Below are 17,987 nucleotides of genomic sequence, written 5' to 3'. Positions count from 1 at the left end.
GACAGCGGCCACGACATCGGCTCGTCGGAGCTCGGGCGAACAAGGACATCCGGTCGGCACTCCCCGTGGCGATCGGGCACGGACATCGCCGGGCCGGGATCCGCGATGCCGGGAAAGAACTCTCGCGAACGTGCGGGATATGGATGTGTGGGATGCGGATGTGCGGCATACGGATGCGCGGGATGCGGGCCTGCGGGATGACGTGAAGGATCTCGTATGTCCGCAGATGGGCCATTGGGAGACGACGAGCCGACGACGCCTTGGTAAGGGGCATCCCTGGAAGGACCGACCCGCGCGGGAGCCCCGGCCCGGGATGCCGTGGGTGGCTCGCACGACCCCGATGAACGGGATGAGACGCGAGGCTCGCGCCGGGGAGCCGACAAGGCGTGGACGCCGGGTGCTCGGGCCGCGAGAGCGGGCAGGCCGGGACCGGGGATCACTTGGCCGTCCGGGGTGAAGGTGAGGGCCGGTTCGGCCTCGACCAGCCCGGAGGGACGGCGGACCATCATGCAGATCTCGGCGACCCGGCGGCGGCCGTCGGCATGGTCGCGGACCAGGTGGACGACAACGTCCAGGGCGGCGGCGATCTGGCTGTGGACCGCCTCCCGGCTGAGGCCCGCCGCGCATCCCAGCGCTTCCAGGCGGGGCGGCACGTCGGTCGCGGTGTTGGCGTGCAAAGTGCCGCAACCTCCCTCGTGTCCCGTGTTCAAAGCGCTCAAAAGGTCAACGACCTCGGCCCCGCGCACCTCTCCGACGACAAGCCGGTCGGGACGCATCCGCAGGGCCTGCCGGACGAGGTCGCGCAGGCAGACACCACCGGCGCCCTCAAGATTGGCCGGGCGCGACTCCAGGCGGACGACGTGGGGATGAAGCGGTCTCAGCTCCGCGGAATCCTCGACCAGCAGCAACCTCTCCCCGGGATCGGCGAGGGAGAGCAGGGCGGAGAGCATGGTCGTCTTGCCCGTACCCGTGCCGCCCGTGACCAGGAAGGCGAGCCTCGACTCGATCACCGCGGTCAGAACGGCGACACTGTCGGCCCTGATCGCGCCCGCTTCAACCAGGTCGGGAAGGGTGAAGGTGCGTTTGGGCGGGAGCCGCAGGGAAAGGCAGGTGCCGTTGGGCGCCACGGGCGGAAGGACGGCGTGGAGCCGGACGCCTCCGGCGAGACGGGCGTCGACATACGGGCACGCGTCGTCGAGGCGCCTGCCCGCCGCGGCGGCGAGCCGCTGCGCGAGCCGCCGGAGCGCGTCCTCGCCCGGGAAGACGACCGAGGTCAGGCGCAGCCCGCTGCCGTCGTCGACCCACACCTCGCGCGGACCGTTCACCAGCACGTCGGTGACCTCGGCCTCGGCCAGCAACGGCTCCAGCGGACCCGCCCCGATGAGGTCGGCGCACAGGACCCGGGCCACGGCCAGGATCTCCGCGTCGCCGAGCATCGCCCGCTCGGCCCGCAGGGCGACCGTGACGTGCGCGGCGCTGGGCTCGACACCCGTCCTGGCCAGCCGTACGCGGACCGCCTCCACCAGCTCCGGCGAGACTGTCACGGCGCCCTCCGCCCGCTTCACGCGCCCGGTCCGAACAGCTCGTTCAGGAACGCGGCGCAGAACCGGCCGAGAGAGGTGCGGCGGCCGAGTGGCGGCACGTCACCCCGGTCGAGCGCGGCGGCGAGACGGGGCTGGTCGGGGAGGCTGCCGCCGTGCGGGATGCCGAGCGAGGTCGTCACCACGTCGTCGTTCAGGACCCCGCTGCGCACGACGGCCCGCACCTCACCCGTGTGCCCGCGCAACCCGGTGAGCACCTGGGCGGCGGCGAGCACGCCGCGCACGTCGGCGGTGACGACCAGGAGGGTCGTGGCGGCTCGTCCGAGCGCCTCCACCGCGGCCTGGTCGAGATGGCGCGGTAGGTCGACGACCACCAGGTCGAAGCCCCTGCGGCCCGCCTCGAGGACGGAGCGCATCGCCTCGGCCGGGATCGGGCCGACCTCGCCCCGGTCGAAGGAGAGCAGCGTCAGCCCGGCGAAGGTCGGCAGGGCCGCCTGGAGCGCGGTGTAGCTGACCCTGCCCTCGCGGGCGACCAGGTCGGACCAGCGCGCTCCGTCGGACTCCTCCTGCCCGAGCAGGAGATCCAGACCTCCGCCGAGCGGATCGGCGTCGACGAGGAGGGCGCGGACGCGCCGCCGGGACGCGGCCAGCGCCAGCGAACCCGCGAGGACGCTGGCTCCCGCCCCTCCCCGGCCGCCCGCGACGCACACCACGGAGCCGGATCTCGCGGACGGCTCGACGGCGTCGGCGAACTCGTCGACCAGCTGTCGCTCCGCGGCGGGCAACTCCAGCACGCCCTGGGCGCCGACCGCGACGCACTTGCGCCAGGTGTCGGGATCCTCGCAGGTGTGGGTGGCCAGGAAGACGCGGGAGCGAGGTGGCGGGCCGGTCGCGGCCAGGGCGTCGGCCACGTCGCCGCCGACGACGACCAGCGGGGCACGGTTCCAGTAGGGCCGGGCGTGCGCGGGCACGTGGGCGACATCGAGCTCGGCTCCGGCCGCGGCGGCGACGCGGAGCAGGTCGTCGAGCAGATCGTGGTCTTCGGTGATGACCAGTGGGCGGTCCACGGATGCCTCCCTGAAGTGCGGGAGCCCCACTCTCCGTGACGGCCGCCCCTCCTCGGGACACCGAATACCGCTCTGTGGACAACCTGCCGCCCACGGCCCGCCCTGTGGAAAACCAGCGGCCGGCACCCGTGCACGAGCCCGTACATAGGGGTGCACTCAGTACAAGGGAGGGGTCAGTACGCGGTGTCGAGGACACGGCGCATGCGGGCTTCGGCCGGGAGGTGCAACGGTACGTGGAGGGGAGAGGCCGTACCCGGAAGGCGGAGGGGCGTTCCGCAGACGCCTTGGCCTCCGTGCCGTGAACGAGACAGAGGTGGACGAGACCGGGGGGACGAGACCGGGGGGACGAGACGGAGCGTGAGCGGGACCGGGTGGGAACGAGACCGGGAAAACGTGCCGTCTGGGCAGAGGGCCGCCGGAAAAAAGGGGCGACCCCCGCCGGGGGGGAGAGCGGGGGTCGCCAACCGGTCCGGCTCTGGGGGGGTAGAGCCGGTCCCGTTTCAGAAGAAAGCTTTCAACAGCCACCAGAGCATGGCAAGAGGATTGCGATGCAACCCATGCGCAGTTACTCCGGTTTGGGGAGATACCACCTCATGCTGCCCGATCAACTTGAGTTTCGTCGAGGAGTAATCCTTGATTTCCAGTACTTTTTTTAATGTAACGGTCCAGTCTCCGGATACGGCCCCGCCAAGATGCGCTCCGCGTACGGGCGGGTGACGGTCACACTCAGTGATCATCATCAGGGGCGTCGAGCCTCCCGCCGGACACCGCACCGACCAGGGATCTAGGTGCATAAAAAGTCATAAGAGAGGGTTCGTCCAGTAATGTCCCCTGATCCGTAAAGGTCTTGCTCCCAGGGGTTCCCATCAGCACGGATCGGACGTACAAAGGTTTCACGGACCACTTGTCCGGGCACGGCCGCCGAGTACCCACGCGCCGCCAGCCGCGGGAGGCGCGCTTGAGTGGGCTTGTCCCGCTCCAGCGATTATCAGGTGCACGCTTGGTAACCCGGTAGGAACGTGTCGGCGACGGCGCCCCGCACCAGGGGCGCCGTCGGTTCGTGAGGGCGGCGACTCCGGATGTCCGTAATCGATGACGTTCGGTGAACGAACACGGCGCCACTCGTCACCCAGAGACACAGGCGACGTCGACCAGGCTTCGAGGCCGCGTGAAGGCGGCCGTCGCTCGGGGGACACGAGCAAGCGGTACGCGGGCCGGATCCAAAGCCGCGACAAGCGGACACACGGACACGGACACCGCGACAAGCGACCCCTCGGACCCACGGACACGCCGAGGACGCGAGCAACCCAGGCACGCAGCCGGGCGGGGACGAGCACGGATGTCCTCGCCGCCACCCGCCCAGACGTCACCCGCCCGAACCCCATCCGCCGGGACGAGCGGTGGCCCGTCCGAGGTCAGCCGCGCTGCATGGCCTCGCAGATCGCGGTGGCCTCGCGCACGCCCAGCACGACCGCCGACGCGCAGTGCCGCACCCACGCGGCGACGCCGTCGGGGGTGCCGCTCAGGTACGACCTCAGCCCCTCCGCGTAGGCCGGGCCGAGTTCGAGGTGGCCCACCTCGACGGCCACCAGCGACTTCGGGTCCAGGCCGAACTCCACCAGCGTCAGCCGTTCGGCCGCCCGCGCGACCACCCCGTCCGCCGTCCCGAACGGGCGCAGCACGGCCAGTTCCGCGTGTACGACGGCGGCGAGCACCAGCGCGGGGGCCTTCGAGGAGGCCGTCACCAGCTGGACCAGCCCGTCCACCCGCGCTACCGCCTCCCGTGGCCCGGGGGCGGCCCCCAGGCCGAGCGGGTCGGGGGCCAGCGCGGTGGCCCTCGGACGGCCGAGGCCTCTCGCACCGCCACCGGTGAGACCTTCACCGTCTCCGGTGAGACCCCCACCGTTGAGACCTTCGCCGTTGAGACCTTCGCCGTCCCCAGCGGGACCTCCACCAGTGAGACCTCCACCAGCGGGACTTCCACCGTTGAGACCTCCACCGGTGGAAGTCTCACCCTCCCCGACGAGTCCCGAGGCGGCGAGCGTGTGCAGCCTGGCCAGCACCTGGCGGGGCGCCGCGCGCCAGGTGGTGCCGAGCCGCCCCAGTTCGGCCGAGACGCGCAGCGCGCCCTGCACGGTGGGATCGGTGACCTCGGGGATGACCTCCAAGGGCACGTCCACGCCCTCCAGGGCGGCTGACGCGCGGGCGCCGCGCAGCGCGGATCTGGCCGACACCTCCGGGCTCTTGCGCCGCAGCACGCGGTGCCCGTAGAGCCGGTCGACGGCCTTGCGCGCGTCGGTGACCGCCTCGGACACTCCGGGCATTCCCGCGATGACAGCCAATGGGTCGTTCACGCTGCCTGACCCTATCGGGACCGCTCGGCGAGGCCCCGACCAGGCCGGAGGCGCCCGGGGAAGGTCTTCCATCGGAGATCGGGGAACGGGACGTCGGGAGACCGGCCGGGAGATCGACCGCGCGGATCCGGCCCCGGCGGCCCTCCCGGAAGTCACCCCCGGTGAACGGCGGGCGAACCGTTCACCGAGCACATGACACCGCCCGGCGCACCGCGCCGCCGCTGCGCGTTGAATAACGCCGTCTACATTCCTACGGTGTCGAAAACGCAACGGTTCGAGGGTGATTATCCCCAGAAGTAAGGCGTTTTGAATGCATATGCTCCCCCATCACCGATTGGTACAGACCTGTCTAGACCTCTTGTGGCGGACACGGGTGGCCTGGTGAAGTGGGACACGACTAGTCGATAGCAGTACGTGAGGAGTGCGTAGTGGCCCCGGAGACCCCTGGTTCCGAGTCGCGTGAGACCCAGGAGACGCTGTCGAACCTGCTGAGCGAGACCCGGCGGTTCGCACCTCCTGCCGACCTGGCCGCGGCCGCGAACGTGACCGCCGACGCCTACGCGGAGGCCGAACGGGACCGCCTCGCCTTCTGGGAGCGGCAGGCCGACCGCCTGGCCTGGTCGAAGCGCTGGGACACCACCCTTGAGTGGAACCCGCCCTTCGCCAAGTGGTTCGTCGGCGGCGAGCTCAACATCGCCTACAACTGCGTCGACCGCCACGTCGAGGCGGGCCGCGGCGACAAGGTCGCCTACCACTGGGAGGGCGAGCCGGAGGGCGACACCCGTACGCTCACCTACTCCGACCTGCTGCGCGAGGTCTCCAAGGCCGCCAACGCGCTCCAGGAGCTGGGGGTCGGCAAGGGCGACCGGGTCGCGATCTACATGCCGATGATCCCCGAGCTGCCGATCACGATGCTCGCCTGCGCCCGCATCGGAGCGATCCACTCGGTGGTCTTCGGCGGGTTCTCCGCGAGCGCGCTCAGCGGCCGGATCAAGGACGCGGACGCCAAGCTCGTGGTCACCGCCGACGGCGGCTACCGTCGCGGCGCGCCCAGCGCGCTCAAGCCGACCGTGGACGAGGCCGTCGCGGAGTGCCCCGGCATCGAGCACGTCCTCGTCGTGCGGCGGACCGGCCAGGACGTCGAGCAGACCGGCAAGGACGTCTGGTGGCACGACATCGTGGACCGGCAGCCCGAGGTCCACGAGGCGCGGCCGAACGGCGCCGAGGACCCGCTCTACATCCTCTACACCAGCGGGACGACCGGCAGGCCCAAGGGCATCCTGCACACCACCGGCGGCTACCTCACCCAGGCCGCGTACACCCACAACGCGGTGTTCGACCTCAAGCCCGACACCGACGTCTACTGGTGCACCGCCGACATCGGCTGGGTGACCGGCCACTCCTACATCGTGTACGGCCCGCTGGCCAACGGCGCGACCAGCGTCATCTACGAGGGCACCCCGGACACCCCGCACCGCGGCCGGTTCTGGGAGATCGTGCAGAAGTACGGGGTCACGCTGCTCTACACGGCCCCCACGGCCATCCGTACGTTCATGAAGTGGGGCGACGACATCCCCGCCAAGTACGACCTGTCGTCCCTGCGGATCCTGGGCAGCGTCGGCGAGCCGATCAACCCCGAGGCGTACGTCTGGTACCGCGAGCACATCGGCGGCAACCGTACCCCGGTCGTCGACACCTGGTGGCAGACCGAGACCGGCGCCGTCATGATCAGCCCGCTGCCCGGCGTCACCGAGGGCAAGCCCGGCGCGGCCATGCGCCCGCTGCCGGGCATCACCGCCGACGTGGTCGACGACCAGGGCCGGAGCGTGGGCAACGGCGGTGGCGGCTACCTCGCGATCCGCGACCCGTGGCCGTCGATGCTCCGCACGATCTGGGGCGACGACCAGCGCTACATCGACACCTACTGGTCCCGCTTCGAGGGCATGTACTTCGCGGGCGACGGCGCCAAGAGGGACCAGGACGGTGACATCTGGCTGCTCGGCCGGGTGGACGACGTCATGCTCGTCTCCGGGCACAACATCTCCACCACCGAGGTCGAGTCCGCGCTGGTCTCCCACCCGAAGGTCGCCGAGGCGGCCGTGGTCGGCGCGACCGACCCGGTGACCGGGCAGGCCATCGTGTCGTTCGTGATCCTGCGCGGCAACGCCGAGGAGGGCGCGGACATCGCGGCCGAGCTGCGCGCCCACGTGTCCAAGGCGCTGGGCCCGATCGCGAAGCCGCGCCAGATCCTGGTGGTCCCCGAGCTGCCCAAGACCCGCTCCGGCAAGATCATGCGGCGTCTCCTGCGTGACGTGGCGGAGAACCGCAGCGTCGGCGACGTCACCACCCTGGCCGACAGCACGGTGATGAACCTCATCTCGGAGAAGCTGCCCAGCGCCAAGAGCGAAGACTGAGCGAGCCGGGACACCGGGGTGGCCCGGGGAAACGCCGGAGCCGCTGTACTTGCCGTGCCCGCCGTGCCCGCCGAAGACGCGGCGGGCACGGCGAGCACAACGGACACGGTGGACACAGCGGACGCGGCGGGTACGGCGGGCACGGCCCACCTAAAGAGGCCGGACCTGCTGACCACCTGATCTCCTGACCACCACGGGTCCCCGCGGAGACCTCTCCGTGAGCTCCCCGCGAACTCCACGGACTTCACCCAGCGTCCGTGGAGTTCCACAGACTTCGCGAGGTCTGCGGGCTCGCGTGAATTCGCTCTGCGGGCTCGCGTGAGTTCGCGGGGGCCTTCGGCGGCTTTCCCGGAGGCGGGATCTCCGGTGACGCCTCCAACGGCCTTCCGGGACCTCTCCGCCGACGTCTTCGTCGACGCCTTCGGCAGGAGGACTCGCGGCTCGGGAGGCCCTCCTCACGGTCCCCTCACGGTCCTCCCGGATCCGGTCTCAGCGGTTCGGTGACGTTCGTCCGACGACGTTCACCGGGCCGTCGCCGGGGTAGCCCTCGGCCCGTTGACACCTTCTTCGGGGCCGAGGGCCGCACAAAACGGGGAACTCCCGCCCGTACGGGCCCGGAGTCACCCCGGCGCTCGCCGTCCCGGCCAAGAACCCTCAAGAGCCCACGAGACAGCCCACCAGACCCCAGCAGACCTACCAGACCCCAGCAGACCTACCAGACCCACCAGACCCGCCAGTCCCGGCCGAGGACTCGACGGTCCCGGCCAAGCGCCCGACGGCCCCGCCTGAAGGCCCCGGAGGCTCGGCAGTCCCGGCCGAGGATCCGGCGGTCCCGTACAGGCTCCACGACTCACCCGCCCGGCAACGGGCCCGTGGTGCAGATTCTCACCACCGGACAGCCGAGACCTCACCAAACCGGTGCAGTCCCCCGCCTCCCTTCCTCCCCGGGACTAAAGTCTGAAGTCTTGACGACGCAGGTATTTGATGACACGTACGCGATGACCACCGGCGTGCTCGCGGCGCCGGTTCCGGCGACGATTCCGCTGCGGGTGTGCGTGCGCGACCGCCTCAGCGCGCAGCATGATGTTCGACAAAGGCCCTCGATAGGAGATCGTCCATGACACATATCCCGCCCGCTGAACCACAGGAGGAGTCACTGGGCACGCTGGTAGCAGCCGCCAGCGACCACATATCCACCCTGGTCCGCGCCGAGATCGAGCTGGCCAAGGCCGAGTTCAGGTTCGACGCCAAACGGATCGGCACGGCGGTGGGGCTCTTCGGCGCGGCGGCGTTCATGGCCCATTTGTGCCTGATCCTCGCCTCGTTCACGATCGCCTACGCCCTGATCGGCGCGGGCCTGTGGCCCTGGGCCGCCTTCCTGATCGTCACCGTCCTCTACCTGCTCACGGCCGGGCTGCTGGTCTTCATCGGCATGCGGCGGTTCAAGGGCCTGACCGGGATGAAGCGGACGCTACGCTCGCTCAAGACCATCAGGACCGGCGAGCCGGAGACCGCTCCCGGCGCGGTCCCGGTCCCCACCGTCCAGGCGGACGGCCGTCGCGACCCGGCGAGACCCGGCCAGTGAGCAGACCCGACGAGTCCCTGGTCATGGTCGAGGGGCCGTGGACCCACCGCTCCGTCCACGCCGGCGGCACCCGCTTCCACGTCGTGGAGGCCGGTACGGGCCCTCTCGTGCTGCTGCTCCACGGGTTCCCGCAGTTCTGGTGGAGCTGGCGCAACCAGCTCGTCTCGCTCCCGGCGGCGGGCTACCGGGCCGTCGCCGTCGACCTGCGGGGCTACGGAGCCAGTGACAAGCCTCCGCGCGGCTACGACCTGCACACCCTGGCCGCCGACGCGGCCGGGCTGATCCGGGCGCTGGGCGAGACCGGCGCGATCGTCGTCGGCCACGACTGGGGCGGGCTGCTCGCCTGGACGATGGCCGTGACGGATCCCAAGGCGGTCCTGCGGCTGGTCCCGGTCTCGGCGCCGCACCCCCGGCGGCTTCGCACCACGCTGTTCACCGAGCCCTTCGGCCAGTTCAGGGCGGCCCGATACGCACTGGGCTTCCAGGCGCCGCTGCTTCCCGAGCGGCGCCTGACCGCCAACTCCGGCGCCAGGGTGGGGCGGCTGCTCGACCAGTGGTCGGGCCCCGGCTGGCCCGAGGAGGACGTGTCGAAGACCTACCGCGACGCGTTCCGCATCCGCAACGTCTCGCACTGCGCGCTGGAGTACCACCGCTGGTTCGGCCGCTCCCAGCTCCGCCCCGACGGGTGGCGCTACGCGAGGACGATGCGTACCCAGATCAACGTGCCGACCCTGCAGCTGCACGGCACGCTCGACGGGCACATCCTGCCGCGCACCGCCCAGGGCTCCGGCCGCTACGTCGCCGCCCCCTACCGGTGGCGGCTGATCGAGGGCGTCGGGCACTTCCCGCACGAGGAGCGCCCCGAGGAGTTCGACGCCGAGCTCGTCGCCTGGCTGTCGGATCCGGAGCCCGACCGGTGAACGGGCGGGATCGGTGAACGGGCGGGACCGGGATCCCGACGGGAGGCCGCGCAACCAGCGTCCCCGCGACGCGTTCGGGCGTCCCCTGCCGCACGGCGCCGAGGGTGTCGAGCGCATCCCGGACGACTACGCGCCGAGCGCAGAGGAGGCCCTCTCGGAGGCGCGCCGCCTGCTCCGCGAGGGGCGGCCGTTCCACGCCCACGAGGTGCTGGAGGGCCGCTGGAAGACCTCTCCCGAGGAGGAACGCGAACTGTGGCAGGGGCTGGCGCAGATCTGTGTCGGCCTCACCCATCTGCAACGGGGCAACCGCCGCGGGGCCGCGACGCTGTTCGCGCGGGGCGCCGACCGGATCAGCGGCTACGGCGTGCCGTACGAGCGGATCGCCAGGATCGCCCACGAGCTCGACGACCTGGAGGCCGAGGCGGCCATCGCCAGGATCGAGGCCCTCCTCTGAACCCTCCGCCCCTCTGACCTTCGTCCCCCTGATCCCTGATCCCCGACCCTTGCCCCCGCCGCCCGGACGCGACGGCGAAGTCCCGGTGACGTACGCGGACGCCGCCCGGACCGCTTCCGGACGCCGCCCGGACCGCTCTCGGACGACGCCCGCACGACGCTCGGACATCGCCCGCACGACGCTCGGACATCGCCCGCACGATGCCCGAACGTCGCCCGCATAACGCTCGGACATCGCCCGCGCGGTTCGCGGGACGGGAGTGTCAGGAGACCGTGCCGGTTACCGCGAAGGCTGACAGGGCGCTACCGGAAAAGACCGGGCGCCCCGGAGCGGAACCGAGTGTCAGGGGCATCACGAACGTCAGGGACGTCACGGAACGGAGGACGAAGGGCGACGCGCTAGTTCTGGTCGCACTCCTGGGTGTCGACCTGGTTGAAGAGCCTGGAGCCGTCCTCGGCGTCCGGCGCGACCTCGGCGGCGGTGAGCACGTAGCCGGTCTCCTGCTGGTCGAGGGCGGCCGCGAAGACGACGCCGTAGACCTTGCCCTCGGGGGTGAGCAGCGGCCCGCCGGAGTTGCCCTGGCGGACCAGGCCGCGGATGGCGTACACGTCACGGACGACGGTCTTGCGCTCGTAGATGTTGAACCCCTTGGCCTTCTGCTGCACCCGGATGCGGGCCACGTTCATGGTGTAGCCGTGACCGTGCGGGAACCCGGCGACGATCGCGTCGTCGCCCTTCTCCGCGGTGCCGTCGAAGCGCAGGATCGGCATGTTGAGCCCGGTGACGTGCAGGATGGCGATGTCGCGGTCGGGGTTGTAGAGCACGACCTTGGCCGGGTGGGTCTTGTTGAGGTAGTCGGTGACCTGCAGCCCCTGGTTGACCCCGGCGACCACGTGCGCGTTCGTCATGATCTTGTTTTGGGCGTAGACGAACCCGGTGCCCTCGATGTGCTTGCGGCAGCTCGTGGCCACGCCCTGGACCTTGACGATGCCCCGGCGCGCCCGGGTGAGCTGCCTGTTGCCCTTCGCCACGCTCTGGTCGGGCGGCGAGACGTCGACGAGCTGGCCGCCCCCGATGGCGTCGAACACCTTGGGGAAGCCGGAGGTGTCGATGAAGTTCTTGAACGGCTCCTGCAGCTCCTTGGCCGCGCTGGGCAGCGTCTGGTCGACCGTGCTCAGCAGCAGGGACCTGTTGACCTGCTCGCTGATCAGGGTGAACTGCGACGACGCCAGCAGCGAGCCGATCAGCCACGCGATGATCAGCACGGAGAAGGCGCTCGCGAAGGTGCCGCCGACCGCGTCGACGACCTTGGCGGGCTCCCAGGTGACATGGCTGCGGACCACCGCGCCGATCGTGGACGACGCGAACTGCCCAACTGTGGCGGAGAGGAAGACGATGACGATCGCGAGCAGGGCGCGCTCGGTCTCGCCGTCGACCACGGCCCCGGCGATGGGCGGGGCGATGAACATGCCCAGCAACCCGCCACCGACAAAACCGACAAAGCTCAGGGCACCGATGATGAACCCCTGGCGGTATCCCGACACCGCGAAGGCCACCATCAGGGCGATCAGGATGAGATCGAGGAGATCACCGCTCACTCCCTTACGGTATCCAGCCGCCGCCCCGCGCGTGCACACCTTCTGTGAGGTCTCTGCGGTTATCGTGGCCGGATGGCGATGATCGGAGGGGCGGCGGCCGTGGAGTCTCTCATCGAGACGGCACTGCGCGAACGGGATCAGGAGGGCGCGGCCCGCTGGCGCGCGATCACCCAGCTGCAGGAACGCGGCGATCTGGAGACCTTCACCGCGGCGCGGAGGCTCTGCTCGGGGAGGACCACCGCCGAGCGGATGCTCGGGGTCGACATCCTGGGACGGCTCGGATTCGTCGACCGGACACTGCCGGTACTTCGCACCCTGTCGGTCCGGGAGGAGGACTGCCTGGTGCTCTACTCGGTGCTGATCGCCTTCGGCCACCTCAGGGACCGCCGCGCGCTGCCGTCGGTGATCGCCCTCGCCGAGCACGACGACCCCCGGATCAGGTACGGGGCCGCCTACGCGCTGCCGAACATCATGGGCAGCCCGCCCGACCCGACGGGCCTGGCCGCGCTGCGGCGGCTCACCCTCGACCCCGACGACGACGTGGCCGACTGGGCCCGCCTCGGCCTCGCCCTGTCAACGGGCCGCGAGGTCAAGGACGCCTGAACGGGACACGGGACACGGGACCGAAGACGTGGAGCCGAGGACGCGGAGACGACGACGCCGAGGACGACTCGGCGGGACGCGGACCCGAAGACGTGAAACCGAGAACGCGGGACCGAAGGCGCGGGAACCAAAGGCGCAGGAGCGATGACGTCTCAGCGGGACGCGAGGTTGAGCACGTCGGGCGGGATGTCCTCGACCCGTGACCGGTCCCAGGGAAGCTCGAACCCCGAACCGCCCAGCACCCCGTCGAGCACCCCCGCGGTGAACCCCCACACCAGCAGCCCGCGTACCCGGAACGCCGGTCCGGTGTGACCGCTCGGGTGGCGCAGCCTGATCCGGTTGGCCGGGTCGACGAGCTCGCGGACCGGGACCCGCTCCACCGACTCCACCTCGTCGGGCGAGGCCGCGTGCACCACGCAGGGCGTGTGCCACCAGCCGAGCACCGGGGTCACCCGGTTGTCGCTGTGGCTCAGGTACAGCTCGGGCATGGTCCCGAGCACCCGGACGCCCGCCGGGTCGAGACCGGTCTCCTCGCTCGCCTCGCGCAGCGCCGCGCCGATCGGGCCGTCGTCCTCGGGGTCCACCCCGCCGCCGGGGAACGCGGGCTGTCCCGCGTGCGTGCGCCCGCGCGAGCTCCGCTGGATGAGCAGCACGTCGGGGCCGAGCGGCCCCTCGCCGAAGAGCAGGAGCACCGCGGCCCGCCGCCCCCCGGACACCGGGGGGCGCATCATCGGGGACACCGGTGTCCTCGCGGCCCGCTCCGCCAGCGTTTCCAACCACCCAGGGACCTCTTCCACGGGCACACCTCCGGTTCTCTGCAACACGGTGTCCCGCCCCGCGCTTCCCGGTGCCGGCGGATCCGCGAGACGCGGGAACACCGGCCGGACGGCCACCTGCGACGATCAGGGGAAAATCACGAGAAGGGGCCCGGACGCACCAGCTTGGCGGCCTGGACCGGATCGACGGGGCCGATGCCGTACGAGGGGCAGAGCGCGGCGAGCGGGCAGACGCCGCAGGCCGGTCTGCGGGCGTGGCAGACGCGGCGGCCGTGCCAGATCAGGCGGTGGGACATCATCGTCCAGTCGCGCTTCGGGATGAGCTCTGCGACGACGTGCTCGATCTTCACCGGATCGGTCTGCGAGGTCCAGCCGAAGCGGTGGACGAGCCGCTGGAAGTGGGTGTCGACGGTGATGCCGGGCACCCCGAAGGCGTTCCCGAGCACGACGTTGGCCGTCTTGCGGCCGACCCCGGGCAGCGCGACCAGGTCCTTGAGCTTCCCCGGCACCTCGCCGCCGTGGCGCTCGCACAGGGCCTGGGCCATCCCGATGATGCTGTTGGTCTTGGCGCGGAAGAACCCGGTGGGCCGGATGATCCCTTCCATCTCGGCCCGATCGGCACCGGCGTAGTCTTCCGCCGCGGGATATTTGGCAAAAAGGGTAGGAGTTACCGTATTAACCCTTTTATCCGTACATTGAGCAGACAAGATCGTCGCGACCAGCAGTTGCAGAGGATCACGGAAGTCAAGCTCACAGTGGGCGTCAGGGTAGGTTTCCACCAGAATCCGGTCCATTCGACGGGCTCGACGAACCAGGGCAAGCTGGGATTCACCACCGGGGCTGACGTTGCGAAGCACTCAGACAGCCTACGCTCAAGGCCCCCTGAAGAGCGGCACGGTGGGATGGGTCACAATGACTGCGTGAGCCGTGAAACAGGAGGCACTGTGAACTCCGACGACGTGCTGGGCAAGGCCCCTCTGTTCGCCGCGCTCGACCGTGAGAGCGCCGCCGCGCTGCGCACGAGCATCTCCGAGGTGGAACTGTCCAAGGGGCAGACCCTCTTCAGCGAGAACGAGACCGGAGACCGCCTCTACGTGGTGCTCGAAGGCAAGATCAAACTCTCCCGGACCTCGCCAGACGGCCGGGAGAACCTGCTCAGCGTGCTCGGTCCGAGCGAGATGTTCGGCGAACTGTCCCTGTTCGACCCCCGTCCCCGTACGGCGTCGGCCACCGCGCTGACCGACGTCCTCCTGGCCGGGCTCGGACACGACGACCTGCGGCCCTGGCTGACCGGCCGGCCCGAGGTCGCCCTCCACCTGCTGCGGGCCCTGGCCCAGCGCCTCCGCCGCACGAACGACGTGCTGGCCGACCTGGTCTTCACCGACGTGCCCGGCCGGGTGGCGAAGGCCCTGCTCGACCTGGCCGAGCGCTTCGGCCAGCGGATCGACGACGGCGTACGGGTCCACCACGACCTCACCCAGGAGGAGCTGGCCCAGCTGGTCGGCGCCTCGCGGGAGACCGTGAACAAGGCGCTGGCCGACTTCGCCCAGCGGGGCTGGCTGCGCATCGAGGCCAAGGCCGTGGTCATCATGGACCTGGAGCGGCTGCACAACCGCTCGCGCTGACCCGTGAGGGCCCGGAGTCCCAGGGGGACGGATCACCCGGAAAAGGACCGTTCCGAGAACGGTCCTTCCAGCTCCGAGGGCCGTCGTCCCTCCCGTTCCGAGGGCGGTTCCTCCCCGCTTCCGAGAGCGGTCTTTCCCCGAGGCCGGACCCCGGAACGGAGCTCAGCCCTCTCCACGAGGCCGGGCCCGGAGCCGAGCCCGGCCCTCTCCACGAAGGCGAGCCCGGAGCCGGGTGCACCCCTCTCCACCGAAGCGGGCCCCGGAGCCGGGTCTACAGGGCTACGGGGCTACGGGGCTACGGGGCTAACTGTCGAGGTAGGCGAGCTGCGCGCGGACCGACATCTCGGCGGCGGGCCAGAGCGACCTGTCCACGTCCGCGTAGACGATCTCGACGACCTCCCGGGGCGTCGCCGCCCCCCGCCGCCTGGCCTCCCGGATCTGGTCGAGTCTGCGCCGCCGATGGGCGATGTAGCCGTCGAGGACGCCGATCGGGTCGGGCAGCACCGGACCGTGGCCGGGCAGCAGCGCCTCGGCCCCGACCCGCTCGGCCCTCGCCCGCAGCAGGTCGAGAGAGCGCAGATAGTCGGCCAGGTCGCCGTCCGGGGCGATCACGGTCGTACCTCGGCCGAGCACCGTGTCGCCGGTGAGGATCGCCCGGTCCCGCGGCAGCCAGAAGCAGAGCGAGTCGAACGAGTGACCGGGCGTGCCCACGACGTGCAGCTCCAGGTCCCCGGCCGTGATCACGTCGCCGGCGCCGAGCCCCTCCTCGCCCAGCCGGTGCGCGGGATCCAGGGCCCTGACGGGCGCGCCGACCAGTCCGGCGAACTTCGCGGCGCCGCCGCTGTGGTCGTGGTGGCCGTGGGTGAGCAGGATCGCGACGACCCTGCGGCCCTCCAGGCGCCGGGCGACCCGCGCGAGGTGCTCGTCGTCGTCCGGTCCCGGGTCGACGACCAGCACCTCCTCCCCGAACCCCCCGCCCCCTTCGACCTCGTCGGGTCCGGCGAACCCAGGTCCGGCGAACCCGGGTCCTGCGGGCCCACCGGCCTCCCTGAGGCCGATCACCCACGTGTTGGTGCCGTCCAGGGTCATCTCGGAGGGGTTGGGGGCGAGAAGGTTGAGCGTGTGGTCCGTACCGGCCCCGTCAGGTCCCTCCAGGGGGATCCGCAGCCCGCTCACCGCGCGCCGAACCGGTAGTCGTCGTCGAGCACGATGCGCATCTCCCCGTCCACCTCGGCGATCTTCGGCATGAAGGTCACGATCTCACGCTCGGCCGCGAGCGCCTCGGGCACCTTCTCGTAGACGCTCAGCTCGGTGAGCGTGCGGTGCGTCGGGGGCATCAGGAAGATCTGGCCCGTCCCGCCCTGGTCGAGCGCGTCGGCGGGCCTGATCCAGACGACCCGGTCGGCCTCGCCGCCGACGTCGCGGGTGAGCTGGCCGGCCGGGAGCGCCGCGACGAAGAACCGGGTGTCGAAGCGCCTGGTCTCGACCTCGGGGGTGATCCAGTGCGCCCAGGGACGGAGCAGGTCGGAGCGGAGGACCAGGCCGCGCCCGCCGAGGAAGTCGGCGAAGGACAGGGTCTTGCCGATCAGGGCGAGCCGGTCGGCCTCCCAGTCGTCGCCGGTGGTGTCGGACACCACGGACTCCGCGGACGGACCGGCCAGCAACACCCCCGACTCCTCGAACGTCTCCCGTACGGCGGCGCACACCAGGCCCCGGGCGGTCCGCTCGTCCGCGCGGAAGATCTCGCCCCAGGCCTCGGGCGGAGGGCCCGCCCAGTCGATCACCTGGTCGGTGTCGCGCGGGTCGACCGACCCGCCGGGGAAGACGTAGGCCCCCGCGGCGAAGGCCATGCTCGCCTTGCGCCGCAGCAGGTAGACCTCCAGCCCGCCGGCCTCCTCACGGAGGACGACCACGGTGGCGGCGTCCCGGGCCGGGACCGGGGCGACCCGCCCGGCCAGGATGTCGCGTGCGCGCTCGCCCAGCTCACCGGGAAGCGGAATACCGCCCATTGAGACCCTCCACCAGAACACCGCTCTGTTTCAGGTCCATCATGTGGCACGGCACCGTCCCGGACAATCACGCCACCGTCCCGGACAATCACGGGGCCGCACCGGACAATCACGGCACCGTCCCGGACAATCACGGGGCCGCACCGGCGCCGCGGAGGGCCACGCGGGGCACAACGCTCCCGTACGGCCCCTGGCGAGCCCCCACGGCACCCGTACGGCCCCGGCCGGCCCGGTCACCTGCCCGGGACCTCGGCCACCGCCGGCGAGCCTCAACGGCCACCAGGGACCTTCCGCCTCCGGTGACCGCCGGGCCCGTCAGGGCTCCACCGATCCACCGGCCCACCGATCCACCGGGTCCGCAAAGATCCCGAAGTCCCAGGCTCCAGACTCCCGAGGACCCGACGACCTCGGCGGATCTCAGCGAACCTCAGCGGACCTCGGCGATCACCTCGACCTCGACCGGCGCGTCCAGCGGGAGGACGGCGACGCCGACCGCGCTGCGGGCGTGCTTGCCCGCGTCGCCGAGCACCGCGGCGAGCAGGTCGCTGGCGCCGTTGACGACCTGCGGCTGGCCGGTGAAGGACGGGGCGCTGGCCACGAAGCCGACGACCTTGACGACGCGGACGATGTTCGACAGCCCTCCGGCCGCCGACGCGATGGCGGCGAGGGCGTTGAGCGCGCACACCCTCGCGAGCTCGTAGGCGTCCTCGACGTCCACCTCCGCGCCGACCTTGCCGGCGGTCACCAGCTTGCCGTCCACGATCGGGAGCTGCCCCGAGGTGTAGACGTGATCACCGGAACGCACCGCCGGGACGTACGCCGCCAGCGGCGGCACCACCTCCGGCAGGGTCAGGCCCAGCTCCGCCAGTCTCTCCTCGGCCGTCACTGCCGGGGCCGCTTCAGGTAGGCGACCAGCTGCTCGGGGTTGGGACCCGGCACGACCTGGACGAGCTCCCAGCCGTCCTGGCCCCAGTTGTCAAGAATCTGCTTCGTCGCGTGGACCAGCAGCGGCACCGTCGAGTACTCCCATTTCGTCATGCG

At 71.2% G+C, this 17,987-nt stretch carries 17 protein-coding genes and 1 pseudogene; 7 read left to right on the top strand and 11 right to left on the bottom strand.

Going from position 1 to position 17,987, the window contains the following annotated elements; genetic code table 11:
* Positions 1–401: 401 nt before the first annotated feature.
* From ABT053_RS11620 to ABT053_RS11605, 4 genes and pseudogenes are all read right to left on the bottom strand, one after another.
* Positions 402–1,565 (bottom strand): annotated as a pseudogene (locus tag ABT053_RS11620) (TadA family conjugal transfer-associated ATPase); the annotation flags it as partial.
* Positions 1,562–2,608, bottom strand: a complete 1,047-nt coding sequence (gene ssd, locus ABT053_RS11615) for a septum site-determining protein Ssd (protein WP_350968876.1) — start codon at positions 2,606–2,608, stop codon at positions 1,562–1,564. The pseudogene ABT053_RS11620 and the gene ssd, both read right to left, overlap by 4 nt.
* Before the next feature lie 500 nt (positions 2,609–3,108).
* A complete protein-coding gene (locus ABT053_RS11610; protein WP_350968875.1) occupies positions 3,109–3,348 on the bottom strand; it encodes a hypothetical protein in 240 nt (79 codons plus the stop codon).
* A gap of 675 nt (positions 3,349–4,023) precedes the next feature.
* Entirely contained in the window at positions 4,024–4,962 is a 939-nt protein-coding gene (locus ABT053_RS11605) for a Fic family protein (RefSeq protein ID WP_350968874.1), read from the bottom strand.
* A gap of 428 nt (positions 4,963–5,390) precedes the next feature.
* Between ABT053_RS11605 and acs the strand changes: the two genes are divergently transcribed.
* The 5 genes from acs to ABT053_RS11580 all read left to right on the top strand — a co-directional run bounded on the left by acs (position 5,391) and on the right by ABT053_RS11580 (position 10,335).
* Entirely contained in the window at positions 5,391–7,376 is a 1,986-nt protein-coding gene (acs, locus tag ABT053_RS11600; RefSeq protein ID WP_350968873.1) for an acetate--CoA ligase, read from the top strand.
* Positions 7,377–8,341: 965 nt separating this feature from the next.
* Entirely contained in the window at positions 8,342–8,497 is a 156-nt protein-coding gene (locus tag ABT053_RS11595) for a hypothetical protein (protein ID WP_350968872.1), read from the top strand.
* The gene (locus tag ABT053_RS11590; RefSeq protein WP_350968871.1) at positions 8,494–8,961 is read left to right on the top strand and encodes a phage holin family protein; all 468 of its coding nucleotides are present in this window, start codon (positions 8,494–8,496) and stop codon (positions 8,959–8,961) included. The genes ABT053_RS11595 and ABT053_RS11590 overlap by 4 nt, the downstream gene beginning before the upstream one ends.
* Positions 8,958–9,881, top strand: coding sequence for an alpha/beta fold hydrolase (locus ABT053_RS11585; RefSeq protein WP_350968870.1), 924 nt, complete (start codon positions 8,958–8,960; stop codon positions 9,879–9,881). The genes ABT053_RS11590 and ABT053_RS11585 overlap by 4 nt, the downstream gene beginning before the upstream one ends.
* A 13-nt stretch (positions 9,882–9,894) precedes the next feature.
* Positions 9,895–10,335: a DUF309 domain-containing protein gene (locus ABT053_RS11580; RefSeq protein ID WP_350968869.1), complete on the top strand. Its 441-nt coding sequence runs from the start codon at positions 9,895–9,897 to the stop codon at positions 10,333–10,335.
* A 398-nt stretch (positions 10,336–10,733) separates the two neighbouring features.
* On the opposite strand, the gene ABT053_RS11575 is transcribed toward ABT053_RS11580, so the two are convergent.
* Positions 10,734–11,933 (bottom strand): MarP family serine protease, encoded by a 1,200-nt coding sequence (locus ABT053_RS11575; protein WP_350968867.1) that lies wholly within the window; start codon positions 11,931–11,933, stop codon positions 10,734–10,736.
* Positions 11,934–12,005: 72 nt separating this feature from the next.
* Here ABT053_RS11575 and ABT053_RS11570 point away from each other — a divergent pair, with 72 nt between their 5' ends.
* Positions 12,006–12,536, top strand: a complete 531-nt coding sequence (locus tag ABT053_RS11570; protein WP_350968866.1) for a HEAT repeat domain-containing protein — start codon at positions 12,006–12,008, stop codon at positions 12,534–12,536.
* Between the two features lie 152 nt (positions 12,537–12,688).
* Here the strand turns inward: ABT053_RS11570 and ABT053_RS11565 are convergent, their stop codons facing one another.
* Both ABT053_RS11565 and nth read right to left on the bottom strand, forming a co-directional pair.
* Positions 12,689–13,333, bottom strand: coding sequence for an NUDIX hydrolase (locus tag ABT053_RS11565; protein ID WP_350968865.1), 645 nt, complete (start codon positions 13,331–13,333; stop codon positions 12,689–12,691).
* Positions 13,334–13,449: 116 nt separating this feature from the next.
* Positions 13,450–14,169 carry an endonuclease III gene (nth, locus tag ABT053_RS11560; protein WP_350968863.1) on the bottom strand — a complete coding sequence of 240 codons (720 nt, stop codon included), beginning with the start codon at positions 14,167–14,169 and terminating at the stop codon, positions 13,450–13,452.
* 87 nt (positions 14,170–14,256) lie between these two features.
* On the opposite strand from nth, the gene ABT053_RS11555 reads away from it, so the two are divergent.
* On the top strand, positions 14,257–14,937 hold the full coding sequence (locus tag ABT053_RS11555; protein ID WP_329088899.1) for a Crp/Fnr family transcriptional regulator: 681 nt from the start codon (positions 14,257–14,259) through the stop codon (positions 14,935–14,937).
* 303 nt (positions 14,938–15,240) lie between these two features.
* On the opposite strand, the gene ABT053_RS11550 is transcribed toward ABT053_RS11555, so the two are convergent.
* The 4 genes from ABT053_RS11550 to sp36 form a co-directional block, all read right to left on the bottom strand.
* Positions 15,241–16,113, bottom strand: a complete 873-nt coding sequence (locus ABT053_RS11550) for an MBL fold metallo-hydrolase (protein ID WP_350968862.1) — start codon at positions 16,111–16,113, stop codon at positions 15,241–15,243.
* A complete protein-coding gene (locus ABT053_RS11545) occupies positions 16,110–16,946 on the bottom strand; it encodes an NUDIX hydrolase (RefSeq protein ID WP_350968861.1) in 837 nt (278 codons plus the stop codon). The genes ABT053_RS11550 and ABT053_RS11545 overlap by 4 nt, the downstream gene beginning before the upstream one ends.
* Before the next feature lie 427 nt (positions 16,947–17,373).
* The gene (locus ABT053_RS11540; protein ID WP_350968860.1) at positions 17,374–17,832 is read right to left on the bottom strand and encodes a RidA family protein; all 459 of its coding nucleotides are present in this window, start codon (positions 17,830–17,832) and stop codon (positions 17,374–17,376) included.
* Entirely contained in the window at positions 17,829–17,984 is a 156-nt protein-coding gene (gene sp36 / locus ABT053_RS11535) for a Sp36 family protein (protein WP_344742745.1), read from the bottom strand. The genes ABT053_RS11540 and sp36 overlap by 4 nt, the downstream gene beginning before the upstream one ends.
* Positions 17,985–17,987: the final 3 nt, after the last annotated feature.

The sequence above is a fragment of the Streptosporangium sp. NPDC002524 genome (assembly GCF_040295985.1).
Taxonomy (GTDB): domain Bacteria; phylum Actinomycetota; class Actinomycetes; order Streptosporangiales; family Streptosporangiaceae; genus Streptosporangium.
This window is presented reverse-complemented; position numbering and strand designations above follow the sequence as displayed.

Coding starts and splice junctions, on each gene's coding strand:
- ABT053_RS11610 (WP_350968875.1), bottom strand. CDS start 3,348: ATGATGATCACTGAGTGTGACCGTCACCCGCCCGTACGCGGAGCGCAT.
- ABT053_RS11545 (WP_350968861.1), bottom strand. CDS start 16,946: ATGGGCGGTATTCCGCTTCCCGGTGAGCTGGGCGAGCGCGCACGCGAC.
- ABT053_RS11570 (WP_350968866.1), top strand. CDS start 12,006: ATGGCGATGATCGGAGGGGCGGCGGCCGTGGAGTCTCTCATCGAGACG.
- ABT053_RS11590 (WP_350968871.1), top strand. CDS start 8,494: ATGACACATATCCCGCCCGCTGAACCACAGGAGGAGTCACTGGGCACG.
- sp36 (WP_344742745.1), bottom strand. CDS start 17,984: ATGACGAAATGGGAGTACTCGACGGTGCCGCTGCTGGTCCACGCGACG.